This window comes from Leucobacter japonicus, assembly GCF_001273855.1.
GTDB classification, from domain to species: Bacteria; Actinomycetota; Actinomycetes; order Actinomycetales; family Microbacteriaceae; genus Leucobacter; species Leucobacter japonicus.
The window spans coordinates 248,771-261,996 of sequence record NZ_JHBX01000108.1 but is presented as its reverse complement, the minus strand read 5'-3'; the positions used below and the strand labels follow the sequence as shown (position 1 = coordinate 261,996).

Genomic DNA, 13,226 nt, shown 5'->3' with positions numbered 1-13,226 from the left:
ACGAGCGACTGCGCAAGGCCGAGGAGACACGATGACGAAGACCTTCTGGACCGACGAGGTCACCGAGCTGCTGCGCGTGCGCGAGGGGTTCCAACTGAGTGCGGTCGACCCGGCATCGAAGCCGGGCACCGACGCCGACAAGCGCGCAGGTGAGAAAGAACTCGCGCGTGCGGCGCAGGAGTTGCGGGTGCTGCAAGAGAAGCTGTTCGCGCAGAGTCGACTCGGCGCGCAGGATCGCCTGCTCGTCGTGCTCCAGGCCATGGATGCAGCGGGTAAGGGCGGCATCGTCAATCACGTCTTCGCGCAGACGGAGCCGTATGGTCTCGCGCTCACCGCGTTCAAATCGCCCACGGAGGAGGAACGCGCGCACGACTTCCTGTGGCGCGTCGAACCCCGCGTGCCGGGCCCGGGCGTGATCGGGGTGTTCGATCGCTCGCATTATGAAGACGTGCTGATTCAGAAAGTGCGCGGATTCGCGCCCCCGGAAGAGATTGAGCGACGCTACGGTGCGATCAACGCTTTTGAAGCGCGCATCTCGGCTGAGGGCGTGCGCGTGGTCAAGATCATGCTGCACATCGCGCCCGAGGAGCAGGCTGAGCGCCTGATCTCGCGTCTCGACGACCCCGAAAAGTACTGGAAGTACAACCCGGGTGACGTCGACGAGCGCCTGCACTGGCCCGCGTACATGGAAGCGTTCCAGACGGCGATCGAGCGCACCGACTCCGATGCGGCGCCCTGGTACGTGGTGCCGGCCAACGCGAAGTGGTACGCGCGCGTCGCGGTGCAGCGCATCGTCATCGCCGAGCTCGCGAAGCTCAGCCCGCACTGGCCCGCGCCCGATTTCGACGTCGCCGCCGAGCGTCAGCGCGTCGTCGACTCGCTCGACATCAGCTGGCCGAATCGATGATCTTCGGCTGGGTGGAGGAGCGCGCGACTACTCGGAGCTGGTTGGTGAGCTGAGGGGTTCGAGGAGGAACGCGGCCTCGAACGCTGCAACAGCGGTTGCAGTGTCTCTGGCGCTGACTGCAGCGACGAAGCGCTCAACGTTCGCCGCATACTTGCCGAGATCGAACCGCTCGAATACAGATTCTGTTTTGATCGCGAAGGCGAGGCCGTGGAAGCTCGCGCGGTGAATTTGCAAGAGTACCGGGTTGTCGCAAGACTCCTCGAACGATGCAAGAACCGCGAGCGTTGAGTCACGGACGCCTTGCGCATCGTTTGCCTGAAACGAAGACTGATAGCTCGCGAGATTGCCCTCGAGGTGCCGCAGCTGCGCGTCATTCATCTGGGGCAGCGATTGGCGAATGATTCCACCGTAGATCACGGCCACCGTGCGAAAGGTTGCCACGATGTTGCCGTAGTCAGGCATGGCCACACGTGTGTATCGATTCGGTGAGGTCTCAATGAGCCCATCACGCACGAGTTCGTTAATTGCCTCGCGAATCGGCGTGCGTGAGACGCCGAGCCACTCCTGGAGCGCGTGATCATTCAAGTCTTCACCGGGAGCAAGCGTGCCGTCCATGATCGCATCGCGAATTCGATCGCGAACGGTATCGCGGAGTAATTTGCGTTCGCTCTTGATCGGCGCTGAATTCTGCGGAACCGGCATCTGTGCCCCCTCATTTTGAATAGTAGTATATTGCACCGAGGGGTATGGTGCCGCATCAGAATTCTGAATACTTGTGTGGAGCCACCGCTCTCGCAAGGTGACGAAAGGATGCCCGATGCCGGTCCCGAAGAAGAACCCGATCGCTGAAGGAAAGCGTGTGCTGCTGCGCGACGTCGTCGAGGAGCAGATCCGTGAAGCCATCATGGACGGCACGCTCGAGCCGGGTGAGTCGCTGAACGACAAGGCGCTCCAAGACTGGCTCGGTGTTTCGCGCACACCGATTCGCGATGCGCTCAATGAGCTCACGCGTGCCGGGTTTATCGAGATGGAGCCGAATCGGTACACCCGGGTCGCAACGCCCAAGCCTGAAGAAACGCTCGAGGCGATGCAAACGCTGGGGGTGCTGCTCGGGGGAGTCGTTCGACTGGCGGTCACGCGCCTGAGCGATGCGGAGCGCGATGAAGTACTGGCGATCCTGCGCCGCTCCCGAGCGCAGCTCCGTGACGGCAAGTTCCCCGAAGCGCGCCGAACCGTGCTCGGCATGTGGAATCTGCTCGCCGCACAGTGCGGTAACAGTCTGCTGCTGAAGGTCTACACCGACACGGCGGCGGGATTGATGTTCAAACTGCCCGGCGAATACTTCACATCGATGTTCGCAGGAGCCGAGCTGGAGGCACTCATGGATGACCTCGACGCCGCAATCGCCGGTGGCGAGTCCGTCGCCGCGGAACTCGCCACCGAAAAGCTGTTCAAACTGCCGTAGGGCTCGCGCGGTTAGTACGCGCCCGAGCTTCGCGTGACGGCCTTCACGGTGCGACCGAGAATGGCGAGATCCAGACCGAACGACCAGTTCTCGACGTAGTGCAGGTCGAAGCGCACGTTTTGCTCCCAGGTGAGGTCGCTGCGGCCGGTGACCTGCGAGAGCCCGGTAATGCCGGGGCTGACGAGCAAACGCCGCTCGGTGTGCCGCTCGTAGTCGGCGACCTCGGTGGGCAGGCCCGGTCGAGGGCCTACGAGACTCATCGTGCCGAGCAGCACGTTCATGAGCTGCGGCAGTTCGTCGATCGAAGAGCGGCGTAGAAACGCCCCCAACGGCGTGATGCGAGGGTCGTGCTTCATCTTGAAGAGCGGCCCGGCGCCCTCGTTGTGTTCGAGGAGAGCAGCTTTCAGCGCCTCAGCATTCGTTACCATCGTGCGGAACTTGTAGATGGAGAACGAAACGCCGTTGCGGCCGATGCGTTCTTGCTTGAAGAATACCGGGCCCCCGTCGTGGCGCTTCACCAGAAACGCGACGATGGCGAAGACCGGGCTCAAGAGAACAAGAGCGAGTGCGGCAGCAGCGATATCGAAGGCGCGCTTTGCAACGCGGCGCAGACCCGAGTACTTCGGCATCTCGACGTGCATCAGCGGCATGCTGCCCGCCGGGCGATGCTGCACGCGCATCTGGTCGATGCCGGAGAGGGGAGACGGCACGATCAGCTCGATGGCGTGTTTCTCGAGTTCCCAGGTGAGTGTCCGTGCGCAGAGCGAATCGCGCTCAAGACCTCCGGCGATGATCACGGCCGAGGCGTTGAGGAGTTTCGCGGTTTCTGCCGCATTCGCGGGAGTGCTGACTGTGCCCACAACGCGCAGGCCCGATTTCGGTGTCGCATTGATCTGCTTGACAACGCCACTGGTCTCCTGTGGGCTGCCGACAACGATGACGTTCGAGAGATATTCGCCATGGCTGCGTTGCTGCGCCAGCCACGTGCGCCAGATCTTCCGGCTGAGGCACAGTGCCGCGATGCCCGCGGGTAACGCGAACGCGAGGTACCCGCGGGCAATTTCGAGCTGCAACGCGTAAGCGACGATAGCGACGACGCCAAACACCGAGATGCTTGCGAGCACCACGCGACGGTATTCATCGTCACCGACACCGAGCACCCGCGCATCTCTCGTGCGGAACATCGAGAGTGCGATCAGCCAAACGGCGGCGAGGCCGACGGTTACCGTGAGGTAGTTGACGCCGACCTCGCCGAGAAACAGGTCGGAAGACGCGGTCAGATCCGAGAACCGAAAGAGCTGAGCTCCGAGCGTGGCCGCTGCGATGATGACTGCGTCGGTCGCGAAGATCGATGCGCGTATGCGCGCGATCGCCGAACCGGTGCGTAGGCGCGGCCGCGCGAGGCTCGCCTGCAGCGCGCTGGAATCAAGGACAGCCACGTTGGCTTCTTTCTGTTTCAGGGGAATGAGGAAACTCGGGTGATCGGGGCCCTTACTCGGGGGCCACGACCTCGTTATCGGCTCCGTTTTCGGTAACGGCGGGCTCCCCCTGGCTGACAACGACGTTGCCGCTCGACTCCTCGACGAACGTGATGTTGTTCGCGGACACCGTGACGACCTTGTTGATCGAACCGCCCACGGAGAGCTGGTCGACGTTGCCGGTGATTGAGATCAGCGAGTTCACGCCCGTGACCTCGACCGACGCGCAGTCGCCCTCGAGCGTGAGAATTGCGTTGCTCTCGGTGATGCTCGCTGCGCCATCTACGCACTCGTAGGTCTTCTCCTCGGGCACGAACTCTTCATCGGGCTGGGTCGAGGCCTGATCGCCGGACTGCTCGGCGCCGGCGGTCGGCTTGCCGTCTTTCGCGGCGTCATCGGGCTGGGTGCTCGTGCAACCGGCGAGGGCGATCAGCGCGATCGATGCGGCGGCGAGCGAGGTGATGAGGCGGGTCTTCTTCTGCATGAGGTACTCCAGTGTGTGGTTCGGTGTTACAGAGACATCCATGAGCGAATTTCGCCCTGGAAGCGGGTGGTGCTGAACTCGCGGGCGCGAGCTCGGCAGACTTCGGTGTTCATGCCCGAGGCCCAATGCACTGCGGTGGTAAGCGCGGCCGGGGTGAATTCGCTCAATGCGACGCCGGTGTGCCCCTCGAGCATCGATTCGGAGGCGCCGCCCGCAGCGTTCACGATGACCGGGGTTCCGAGAGCCATCGCCTCGACGGGCATGATGCCGAAGTCTTCGACGGCCGGGAAGATGTAGACCGCCGCGTGCTGCATCAGCGCCGCGAGCAGTGCATCTGAGGGAGAGATGACGAATCGCACCTCTGCCCCGAGGGAGGCGGCATGAGCTCTGAGGCGATCCTCATCAGGGCCGTTCCCGGCGATGACGACCGGCATGCCTGTCGCGGCGCCGGCTGTGATGACGGTATCGAGCTGCTTGTACGGAACGAATCGTGAGGCACCGAGGAGATACGGCTCGGTGATCGTCGCCATGAATTCGGCTTCGAACTCGTCGAGTTCGTCGCGCCAGTCCGCGACCCGCTGCAGTCGGTCGATGTCAACCGGGGGGTGGATCACCGTGGCGTCGACACCCCACGTGCGCGCGATGCGAGCACGTACGAAGTCGCTATTCGCGGCGACGTTGCGGTGCTCCCGAGCTGCGCGGGCGTCGAGGGCGCGGAACATCGGTGATGCCGCGCGTACGGCGGGGGAGGCGCCGCGAGCATCGAGCTCCGGTTCCCAAAGATACCGAGCCGGCGTGTGCGTGTAGACGAACTTGCGATTCGGGTCGAGCCCGGGCACCTGAGCCTGATGGGCAAAAAGGTGAGAACTGATGAGGAGCCAGTCGTAGCCGTCGTTCGACAGCGAGTTCCACACCTTGGGCATGAGTGGCATCGCCAGGGCCTTCCGGCCGCGCAGTGGCGTGCGAGCGAGGAAGCTCTCGTGCACCGGGCGCGAATAGCGCTGGGGTGCGTCGTTCCAGAGGCAGAACATGTCGGCATCGGCGAACGTGTCGGCGAAGGCGTCGAGCACCTTTTCGGCGCCGCCTACCTGTTCAATCCACTCATGCGCAATGAGTCCGGCCATTGATTTCACGTCCCTTCTCGATATCCATCCAGTGCTGAAATATTAACATCTTTGCATTCTGGGGTTCTGGAATGTAGACTATGGCATGGATTGAAATACTGCAACACAACATTTCAATATTTTTTAGAAAGGACGGAACTTATGTCGTGGCAAACCGCGCACGATGTCGCCGAACATCTGCCAGGTACGATCAGCACCCAGTTGCAGCATCGTCGGCTGCTGCGCCAAGACGTCTACGACGTGCTCGTGAACGAATTCATCAACGGCGACTTCGCTCCGGGCGATCGAATCCGCGATGACGAAGTCGCCCAGCGTTTGAATGTCTCGCGCACGCCCGTGCGCGAGGCGCTGGCAAAGCTGGCGACAGCGGGCCTCGTCGATACGGCGCCCAACCGCTACACCCGCACGACCGACCTCTACGAGGGTGATCTCGACGTCGCGCTCGAATTGCTCGCGAGCACGTATCGCATTGGGCTGCTGCAGCTCGTGCGCGACATTTCGGCCGACGATCGCCAGGTGCTCGAACTCCTCGAACGGCGCATTCGCGTCGCTCAGCCGAACGATGCCTACGCTGTGCTGCAGGCGTTCGGTCGATTCTGTGCCGAGCGCATGTCGGCGCCTACCCTGCGTCGGGTGATCGACATCGTGCAGCCGAGGTTGCAGCGCGTGCTCAAGTTGAACCCCGACGTGCTGCATTCGGTCAATGCAATCGCGGTCGTGAGGCGACTCATCGTCGCGTTGGTTGCCGGCGACGAACCGGCGATTGAATCAGTGTGCGCCACCATGCTGGTGGGGTTGCGCACGGCGATTGGCGATGCAGCGACCGCGTCGCGCTAAGCGCCCGTGGTGAGGGGCATCAGCGCAGCATCGACGCTGCGCTGATGCCCCTCACTGCGTGTTCAACGGTATCGGCCATCGTCACGAACGCCGCGGTGCCGAGGCCGTAGGGATCCTTGAGGTCGGCCTCTGGGCCCGACACAAGCTCAGGGTGCTGGCCGCGTCGAGAGATGCAGGAGCGGACTGCCGAAGTCCAGGCGTCGCGTGCACCCATTGCGTCAGCAGTGGGCTCACCAGCGCGAACGAGCCCGGCGAATTCGCGCAGAGTCAACGTGCGCTTAAGCGCGACGGGCGAAATATCGAGCACCTGAGCGCGATGCTCGCGCGTCATCGTCAGCACGACGGTGGCGCGATCGATCATGCTGGCGGTGACCTGCCGAGAGCGGAACGCCGGGTCGGGATGGATGCCGCGGTGCACGAGTTGCGCGACCGAGTCAGCTGCCATCTCCATGCCGGGCCGGGCACGCGTGCCTGCGCTCTCAACGCGGATGTCGGCGTCGCGCAGGGCAGCCTGCAGTCGCGCAGCGACGTAGGGGGATCTGCAGATGTTTGCCGTGCAGACGACGAGTACGCAGGCCGTCTCGCTCATTGCTGTGCCTGTGACGAGTCTGTCATCTCGAGGCCGCGTCGACCCCGACGCGGCCCGGGCTCGGCGGCAGGCTCAACCTCGTCGGTCGCGCGTTCGCGACGCGACCAGAACCGGCGCCGGTCGCTGCGCTTCGTTTCTGTCTCGAGGTGCGATTCGTAACCGTAGTAGCCCTGACGACGCCCGAGATCGACGCGGTTCAAGACGAGACCGAACAGGCGGGCATGCACGAACTGCAGGTTTTCGAGGGCTTGACTCAGCTGATCACGGTGCAATCGTCCGTCAGCGCTCGCGACGAGCAGCACACCGCTCACCATTGCTGCCAGGCTGCTGGGGTCGCTCACTCCCACGAGTGGCGGACTATCGATGATGACGACGTCGAATTGCTCGGTCATGTCTGACACCAGTTGCTCCATGCGCGCGGAGGCGAGCATCTCACTGGGGTTCGGGGGGAGCGCGCCCGCGGTCAGTACCGAGAGCGTGCCGCCGAGAGAGACCTCTTGAACGGCGTCCTCGAGCGAAATGCGTCCGGTCAGAACGGTCGTCAGCCCGACCGATCGCTCAAGCCCGAGAAGTGCGTCGACCCTCGGGCGCCGCAGATCGGCGTCGACAAGGAGCACGCGTACGCCGCTTTCGGCGAGCACAATTGCGAGATTCGCGGCCGTCGTGCTCTTGCCCTCGCCTGGGGTAGCCGAGGTGACGAGCACGGAGCGCACTCCGCCATCGACACCGACGAACTGCAAGTGCGTGCGAAGCTGTCGGTAGGACTCGGCGCGACCGCTGTAGGTTTCGAGGTCGCGGAGTAGGAGCTCCGAGCCGACCCCGGTCTCGGGAGCGAACGTACCGAGGATGCTGGCGTCCGTGATGTCTTCGATGGCGGAGCGACCGCGGAGGCGAGTATCGAGCTTCTCGATGAGCAATGCGAGCGAGACGCCGATCAGCAGTCCGAGCACAACGCCGAGGAGGAGGTTGCGCGAGTTGCTTGGCGCGAACGGGCTCGTCGGGGTGCCGGCGTCTTGCACCTTCGTAAGGGTGACGGGGGCGGTCAGCCCATCATCTGCGCCAGGATTCTCTACTGAGTTCACCAACTCGACCAGGCGGTCTGCCGTGAGATTCGCGATGCGTGATGCCTGCTGCGCGTTGGTGCTGGTAGCGCGGACGTTGATGAGTACGGTGTTATTCGGGTTCTCCGCTGTCACGTTCTTTCGCAGGGCCTCGACCGAAACACCGAGTTCCGTACCGACGTCGCCGAGCACTCGATTGCTCGTGGCCAAGGAAACGTAGGAGGCGACCCGGCTTTGCGCAAACGTATTGCCTTGATTGAGATCGCCGACCGAATCATTGCCTTGAGTGGCGACGAAGAGCTGGGCGCTCGAAGCGTATCGAGGGGTGATGAGCATGGTGGCGCCCTGAGCGATCACGCCTCCGAGGAGTACGAGGGCTGTGATTAGGATCCAACGGCGTCGGAGCGCCCGAAGAAAGTCCTTGAGGTCCACGGTTCCGCCCAATCTCCGGAGCATTCTCCGGGAAGTTATTTGTCATTGTAGAAGTGTGTGTGAGTTCGCCGGCGGCGCACAGGCAGGCCGCGATGAGCATCCACATGCCCGGAGTCGTGAGATCGGGCAAGCTCACGATCTTCGCCGCGAGAAAAGCGATCAGTGCCCATGCGTACGGAATGCCTGTGCCGCTGCGGAGTGCGCGTGCGATGGCCCGCCACACGAATATGGCAAACGCGATGGCACCGATGAGGCCGACACATGAAACGAGCATCGTCGCGAACGACGAGGGACGGTTGGCACCGAGGCCGACGCCGAGACCCCAGGTATGCGCTGCGAGGTCGAGCGAGAAGGTATCGCTCGATGAACGAGAATTCAGCGACTTGCTGCCGAGCTTGCCCGTGAAGATGTCGAGGCCCCACGCGAGTACCCGACTCCCGGTGAAGAGTAGAGCGAGCGTGCCGATGGTTGACGTGTAGAAGATGAGGAGTGCACCGCGACCGGTCGAGATCAACCGCCAGATGATTGCACCGACGCCCGCGACGACGATGAGCACGAGGCCCGCGAGCGCGGTACCGGCTTGCACTTCGGACAGGTTGATCAGTGCGAGTAGCAGCAGTGCGATGCTGCCCCCTCGCTTCAATCCCTTCGTGCGTGCGACCAGAACAGCGAAGAGCGCTGCGGCGGCCACGGTGAAGCCGGCGAACTCTGATGCTTCATTGAAGATGCCGCCCCGGTACCGGAAGGCGTACAACACGTTCGGTGAGGTATCGAAGAGTTGTCGAGGCCACGGCAAACCCCAGGTGACGCAGGCGAGGTTTACCGCCCCGAGAATGGTGCCGACCGCGAATGGAAGAAGGGCGACTTTCGCGGACACCCGGTTGCGAACGAGGTACAGCACCGCTCCCGCGGTGAGCGCGAGATAGGCCGCCTGCGCCAGCATAGAGACCCCGAACCCGAGCTGGTCTTGCGACTCGATGGCGTGGTCGATGCCGGTGCGTGAGCCGAGCACTGGTTGCCCCGCGAACATCATGGGCCCGAGAGCGGTGATGAAGAGCGACCAGATGACAAAGACCGCAAGTGGAATCGCGATCTTTCGGGGGAGCGGTGCGCGTTGGTTGCGGTCGCGGTCGAATATCACGAGCAATGTTGCAACCGCGGCGGTCAAGTGGAAGAGGTAGAGCGTATTTCCGGCGACGACGAGCGCAGCGGAGTACGGGAAGGCTGCGGAGAGCGCGAGCACCCAAGGGAAGTAGCGCCGATTCAATAGCCCGAAGGCGATCAGCGTGATGAAGACAGCGCCGAGTACGGTCACGTGATCCCTCCGCTCTGGTGTTTGTGCATGACCTGATCTACGATATATTAGAATTACAAAATACGAAAGTGGTGAAATGATGGCGACTCAGCAGTCGGGCTTGGCACGTGTTGCCGCCCGCGGTGGAATGATGACTGCTGCGGGTACTTGGGCGCGGTTCGTCATCCAATTTGCAACTGTCGTGGTCATCGCCCGGATTCTCGGTCCGGGCGAATACGGGTTCGCCGCTGTGGTGCTGGTGTTCAGTTCAGTTTCTGAATTGCTGCGCGGTTCGGGGCTTGCGTCTGCGATTTTGCAGCGCGACGATGTTGATCGCGCAGTCGTGAGTCGTGTGCATTACATCAGTTGCGCGGCGGGGGCAGTGCTCGGCGGAGCTATGCTGCTGCTCGCTCGCCCCTTGAGTGCCGTATTCTCCGATGCCCGGCTCATCGACTTCGCACCGTTGCTCGCACTCGTGCTGCTGTTCGCCGGGGCGAGTGCAGCACCCACTGCCGTGCTGGGGCGAGAACTGCGGTTCGGTCGTCTCGCGCTGATTGACTTCGGCGCCGCGGTGTCCGGTTGCGCGATTGCGCTGATGTTGGCCGTGAATGGTGCGGGTGCGGCGAGCCTCGTCTGGCAGGCTGTCGTCGTTGCGGGCGTAGTTTTTCTGGGAACCTTGCTGTTCGGCACATTCAAGCCGGGGCGGCCCGCATCCCGCGAGCGCACCCGCCCCTATAGCCGGTTCGGTGTGAACGCTGCGGTCACCCAGATCGTGCGTTATGTTGCACAGAATGCTGACCGCGTGCTGCTCGCCACTACGGCCCAAGCCGCGAACGTGGGCTGGTACGCACAGGCGATGCAGCTGATTCAGCTTCCGATTGCTCAGCTCAGCGCACCGTTGCAACGGGTCATCATCCCGGTGCTGAGCCGTCTCGTTGTCGACCCCGCACGGTATCGTCTGTACTTTCGCACTGTGCTGCAGATTTTCGCGTTGCTCCTGTGGCCGTCGCTCGCCGCACTCGCAGTGCTCGCTCCTGAATTCATAGACGTCGTCTTCGGAGATGCGTGGGCGATGTCGGCACCCGTTATGCGGTTGCTGATGGGAACCGGCTTTGCGGCACCGATGATCTTCGCGGCCTCATGGGCATTCGTCTCGACGGGGAGCGCTCGGAGTCAGGCGCTGCTCATGGTCGGAGTTGCGGCGGTCACGGTCATTGCCGTAGTGCTCGCATTGCCCCATGGGGTGACCGGCGTTGCGATTGCAGTGAGTGCTGCATCGCTGGTGACAGTGATTCCTGCGATTGCCCTCGCGTGCTGGTGCGCCCCATTGCGTACGAGCGATTTTTGCGCGCCGGTGCTCTGGCCCACGGCGCTCTCGTTCATCGTTGGCGCGAGCGTCTGGGGGGCAACGGTGCGCGTCGATACGGCGCCTGCGGCGCTCGTGATCGGAGTACTCGCGGCCGTCGTTTCCGCCGGCGCAAGCTTCTTCTTGATTCCCCCGCTTCGGCGCGCAACGCTCGGCATGTTGGCCCTGCTGCGACGAAGCACATCGATTTCATCGACCAGAGAACTGGAGACCACCCCGTGATCCGTGCATCTTCTCGCGAGCTCGTCTATCTCGGCTGGCAGAGCAACAACAACTTCGGCGACGAGCTGATCTATGACTTCTGGAAAGCGGCATTGAATCGGCCGCTCGACATCGAAGCGCCGCTGACGTTGAAGCGATATCTGACGAAGCAGATCGCTGCGTTCCTGCCGGATCGCGTGAGGCTCGTCGGGCGCGAGCGCGCGATCTTGTTGGGCGGGGGTACGACCGTCGGATTCGGCACCTGGGCGCGTCATGCGCGACTCGCGCAACGAATGTACGGTACGACGAGGGTGCTCGCGGCCGGTGCGGGTGCGGCCGAGCGCGGTGACGAGTTCACCCTTTCGCGGCAGCCGCATGAGTGGCAGGCATGGCGAGATCTGCAGGGCTTCGAACTGCTCGGCGTTCGCGGGCCGCTCACCTCATCGGCGTGCGCGGCGGAATTGCAGCCGTCTCCAGTGATCGGTGACCCTGCCCTGGCCTACCCCCACTTCATCGATGTGCGACGCAGGCCGCGCAATGTCATCGGGCTCTGCTTGGGGTCTGAGGGATCGAGTCGGTTCGAAATTGCCGAGGTTGCCGAGGGAGTGCAACAGGCTGCGGCGAATATGGGTGCCGAGATCGTGCTGTTCCAGATGACCGATGCTGATGCGCCGGTCAATGAGCAATTGCGACGTGTGCTCGGTGACGTGGACACGGTCGTATTCGATGGCGATGTGCTGGGCATGATGGAGCAGATCGCTGCATGCGCGGCATTTGTTTCGGAACGTCTGCACGGCACCATTGCAGCAGTGGCACTCGGTGTCGCGGCCACCCCGCTTCCATACGCCAGCAAGTGTGATGATTTTTGGCTCAGCGTCTGTGACGAGCGACCTTCACTCACACCCCAGAGTGCGGCTGTAGAGATTGCTCAAGCGGTGCTCGCAAGCCGTGATCCGATCGAGTTGGAACGCATATCAGAGCGGGTGGCCGTGCACCGTGCAGCGCTGATCGGGGCTGCGGCCCGCATTTCTCAATGGCTTGATGGTGGTGCGTGGCCCGAGGTAAACCGATGAACGCCTCAATCGGGGTCACCGTCGTCGTGCCGGTTGGCCCGGATTGGGCATGGCTCGGCGCTCAACTGCACGCTCTCGCCGAGCAACGACTTCCGGAAAATCGCAGCGAACTTGTGCTCAGCTGCAATGGCTCGAGCATCGCAGCTGTGCACGAATTGGCACGGTCGATATTTGTCGACGGGCGCTGGGAGTTGCGCGTCATTGACTCGTCCGAGCGACGCGGACCGAGCCATGCGCGAAATGCGGGATGGCGCGCGGCACAAGGAGAGCAGGTGTTGTTCTGCGACGCCGACGATGTGGTCGAGCGCGGGTGGATTTGGGGCCTGAGCGCCGGTTTGCGGCATGCCGATGTCGTCGGTGGGCGTTTCGAATACGAGCAGTTGAACCCTGACGGTGTGGGAACGTGGGGGGCAATCGGTACCGATGGACTTCCCGAGAAGTTTCGACACCTGCCGTTCGTACCGAGCGGCAACCTTGGAGTTCGTCGCAGCGCACTCGAAACCCTGAACGGTTTCGATACAGAACTTGACCGGAGCGAGGACGTCGACTTCTCGTGGCGAGCAGCGTACGCCGGCCTGCGGGTGGCGTACGCTGCTGATGCCTTACTGCACGTTCGGCGGCGCGAGAGCGCAAGCGGGCTCTTCGTGCAGGCGCGCGAAGATGCGTGCTTCGATGTGCCGCTCATCGAGCGTCATTGGCCGCACGGAGCCGAGTGGTCGGTGCGTGATCTCGCCCGCGAGGCCGCGGGAACCCTGGTGGCGCTCGTTCAGGCACCGTTCGGTGCCGGGCATCGCGCGAAGCTCGCAACGCGATCGGGGCGGTGCCTCGGGCACATCGCTGCAGCGCCGCGGATGTTGCGACGTTCGGTCATTGCCGGCAGTACACGCTGAAGAGCCGCGTTGCGGCCCAGGAATG

The 13,226-nt window shown here is 63.2% G+C and carries 13 protein-coding genes; 6 read left to right on the top strand and 7 right to left on the bottom strand.

Annotation, left to right across the window (positions count from 1 at the left end):
- The first annotated feature begins 31 nt into the window (after positions 1-31).
- Positions 32-907, top strand: coding sequence for a PPK2 family polyphosphate kinase (locus AMS67_RS10560; protein WP_053387321.1), 876 nt, complete (start codon positions 32-34; stop codon positions 905-907).
- A gap of 27 nt (positions 908-934) precedes the next feature.
- Here AMS67_RS10560 and AMS67_RS10555 read toward each other — a convergent pair whose 3' ends face one another.
- Entirely contained in the window at positions 935-1,609 is a 675-nt protein-coding gene (locus AMS67_RS10555; protein WP_053387320.1) for a GntR family transcriptional regulator, read from the bottom strand.
- Between the two features lie 115 nt (positions 1,610-1,724).
- Between AMS67_RS10555 and AMS67_RS10550 the strand changes: the two genes are divergently transcribed.
- Positions 1,725-2,372, top strand: a complete 648-nt coding sequence (locus AMS67_RS10550) for a GntR family transcriptional regulator (RefSeq protein WP_053387319.1) — start codon at positions 1,725-1,727, stop codon at positions 2,370-2,372.
- A gap of 11 nt (positions 2,373-2,383) precedes the next feature.
- On the opposite strand, the gene AMS67_RS10545 is transcribed toward AMS67_RS10550, so the two are convergent.
- Genes AMS67_RS10545 through AMS67_RS10535 form a run of 3 tightly spaced genes read right to left on the bottom strand, consistent with a single transcriptional unit; the run spans position 2,384 to position 5,458 of the window.
- Positions 2,384-3,811, bottom strand: coding sequence for a sugar transferase (locus AMS67_RS10545; RefSeq protein WP_053387318.1), 1,428 nt, complete (start codon positions 3,809-3,811; stop codon positions 2,384-2,386).
- Positions 3,812-3,863: 52 nt separating this feature from the next.
- Positions 3,864-4,334: a hypothetical protein gene (locus AMS67_RS17355; protein WP_053387317.1), complete on the bottom strand. Its 471-nt coding sequence runs from the start codon at positions 4,332-4,334 to the stop codon at positions 3,864-3,866.
- A 26-nt stretch (positions 4,335-4,360) separates the two neighbouring features.
- Complete coding sequence (locus tag AMS67_RS10535; RefSeq protein ID WP_053387316.1) at positions 4,361-5,458, bottom strand: glycosyltransferase; 1,098 nt, start codon at positions 5,456-5,458, stop codon at positions 4,361-4,363.
- A 141-nt stretch (positions 5,459-5,599) separates the two neighbouring features.
- Between AMS67_RS10535 and AMS67_RS10530 the strand changes: the two genes are divergently transcribed.
- Positions 5,600-6,295, top strand: a complete 696-nt coding sequence (locus AMS67_RS10530) for a GntR family transcriptional regulator (protein WP_053387315.1) — start codon at positions 5,600-5,602, stop codon at positions 6,293-6,295.
- Positions 6,296-6,314: 19 nt separating this feature from the next.
- Here the strand turns inward: AMS67_RS10530 and AMS67_RS10525 are convergent, their stop codons facing one another.
- From AMS67_RS10525 to AMS67_RS18010, 3 genes are read right to left on the bottom strand one after another with little or no spacing between them, the layout of a single operon-like run.
- On the bottom strand, positions 6,315-6,884 hold the full coding sequence (locus tag AMS67_RS10525) for an arsenate reductase/protein-tyrosine-phosphatase family protein (RefSeq protein WP_053387314.1): 570 nt from the start codon (positions 6,882-6,884) through the stop codon (positions 6,315-6,317).
- Positions 6,881-8,329 (bottom strand): tyrosine-protein kinase domain-containing protein, encoded by a 1,449-nt coding sequence (locus tag AMS67_RS10520; protein WP_241488059.1) that lies wholly within the window; start codon positions 8,327-8,329, stop codon positions 6,881-6,883. Before AMS67_RS10520 ends, AMS67_RS10525 begins: the two co-directional genes overlap by 4 nt.
- On the bottom strand, positions 8,220-9,692 hold the full coding sequence (locus AMS67_RS18010) for a hypothetical protein (protein WP_053387312.1): 1,473 nt from the start codon (positions 9,690-9,692) through the stop codon (positions 8,220-8,222). The genes AMS67_RS10520 and AMS67_RS18010 overlap by 110 nt, the downstream gene beginning before the upstream one ends.
- Before the next feature lie 76 nt (positions 9,693-9,768).
- Here AMS67_RS18010 and AMS67_RS10510 point away from each other — a divergent pair, with 76 nt between their 5' ends.
- Genes AMS67_RS10510 through AMS67_RS10500 form a run of 3 tightly spaced genes read left to right on the top strand, consistent with a single transcriptional unit; the run spans position 9,769 to position 13,201 of the window.
- Positions 9,769-11,259, top strand: coding sequence for a lipopolysaccharide biosynthesis protein (locus AMS67_RS10510; RefSeq protein ID WP_075201319.1), 1,491 nt, complete (start codon positions 9,769-9,771; stop codon positions 11,257-11,259).
- Positions 11,256-12,311 carry a polysaccharide pyruvyl transferase family protein gene (locus AMS67_RS10505; protein WP_053387310.1) on the top strand — a complete coding sequence of 352 codons (1,056 nt, stop codon included), beginning with the start codon at positions 11,256-11,258 and terminating at the stop codon, positions 12,309-12,311. Before AMS67_RS10510 ends, AMS67_RS10505 begins: the two co-directional genes overlap by 4 nt.
- Complete coding sequence (locus AMS67_RS10500) at positions 12,308-13,201, top strand: glycosyltransferase family 2 protein (protein ID WP_053387309.1); 894 nt, start codon at positions 12,308-12,310, stop codon at positions 13,199-13,201. The genes AMS67_RS10505 and AMS67_RS10500 overlap by 4 nt, the downstream gene beginning before the upstream one ends.
- Positions 13,202-13,226: the final 25 nt, after the last annotated feature.

Excerpts from the sequence above, each read along its gene's own strand:
- AMS67_RS10510 (WP_075201319.1), top strand. The coding sequence starts at position 9,769 with ATGATGGCGACTCAGCAGTCGGGCTTGGCACGTGTTGCCGCCCGCGGT.
- AMS67_RS10500 (WP_053387309.1), top strand. The coding sequence starts at position 12,308 with ATGAACGCCTCAATCGGGGTCACCGTCGTCGTGCCGGTTGGCCCGGAT.
- AMS67_RS17355 (WP_053387317.1), bottom strand. The coding sequence starts at position 4,334 with ATGCAGAAGAAGACCCGCCTCATCACCTCGCTCGCCGCCGCATCGATC.
- AMS67_RS10525 (WP_053387314.1), bottom strand. The coding sequence starts at position 6,884 with ATGAGCGAGACGGCCTGCGTACTCGTCGTCTGCACGGCAAACATCTGC.
- AMS67_RS10535 (WP_053387316.1), bottom strand. The coding sequence starts at position 5,458 with ATGGCCGGACTCATTGCGCATGAGTGGATTGAACAGGTAGGCGGCGCC.
- AMS67_RS10550 (WP_053387319.1), top strand. The coding sequence starts at position 1,725 with ATGCCGGTCCCGAAGAAGAACCCGATCGCTGAAGGAAAGCGTGTGCTG.
- AMS67_RS10555 (WP_053387320.1), bottom strand. The coding sequence starts at position 1,609 with ATGCCGGTTCCGCAGAATTCAGCGCCGATCAAGAGCGAACGCAAATTA.
- AMS67_RS10530 (WP_053387315.1), top strand. The coding sequence starts at position 5,600 with ATGTCGTGGCAAACCGCGCACGATGTCGCCGAACATCTGCCAGGTACG.
- AMS67_RS10560 (WP_053387321.1), top strand. The coding sequence starts at position 32 with ATGACGAAGACCTTCTGGACCGACGAGGTCACCGAGCTGCTGCGCGTG.